The organism is Cyanobium sp. NIVA-CYA 375 (assembly GCF_056108345.1).
This window is the reverse complement of sequence record NZ_JBSYHW010000434.1, coordinates 1-525: the sequence shown is the minus strand read 5'-3', so window position 1 is coordinate 525 and position 525 is coordinate 1. Positions and strand designations below refer to the sequence as shown.

Here is a 525-nt window from a genome sequence, read left to right as displayed (position 1 = left end):
ATCAAAACCGCGGCCATCAGGAGATCGCCACCGGTGAAGCCCTCTTCCAACCAGTCGCGCTCGCCCAAATAGGCCGAGAGGCCGGCCAGGCGCGTGTCGATCAGCGCCTCGACGGCCTTCAGGCGCTCCTGAAACCACGGTTTGTCGGCGTCCAGCACATGCAACATGGCCCGGTCGAACACCGGCGGCTCCACCGTGTTCAGCGCGGCGAACATCCAGGTGATGGCGCGGGCCCGGGTGACCGGATCAGGGGGTAGCAGGCCGCCGTGCCTGTCCGCCAGATAGATCAGAATGGACCCGCTCTCGAACAGGGTGACGTTTTCATCCTCATAGGTTGGCAGCTGTCCGAAAGGCTGACGAGCCAAATGCTCCGGTTGCTTCAACGTGTCGAAGGTCATCAACCGAACCTCGCAGGGCATGCCCAACTCCTCCAACGCCCAGCGCACGCGCATGTCGCGGGCCAGGCCCCGGCCCCGGTCGGGAGAGTTCTCAAAGGCGGTGATGACCGGGCGCAAGTCTGGTCAC

At 64.6% G+C, this 525-nt stretch carries 1 protein-coding gene; it reads right to left on the bottom strand.

What is annotated here, in order from left to right:
• The coding region (locus AC01FP_RS18990; RefSeq protein ID WP_474482521.1) for a glutathione S-transferase family protein at window positions 1–515 on the bottom strand (515 nt) is incomplete at its 3' end.
• Window positions 516–525: the final 10 nt, after the last annotated feature.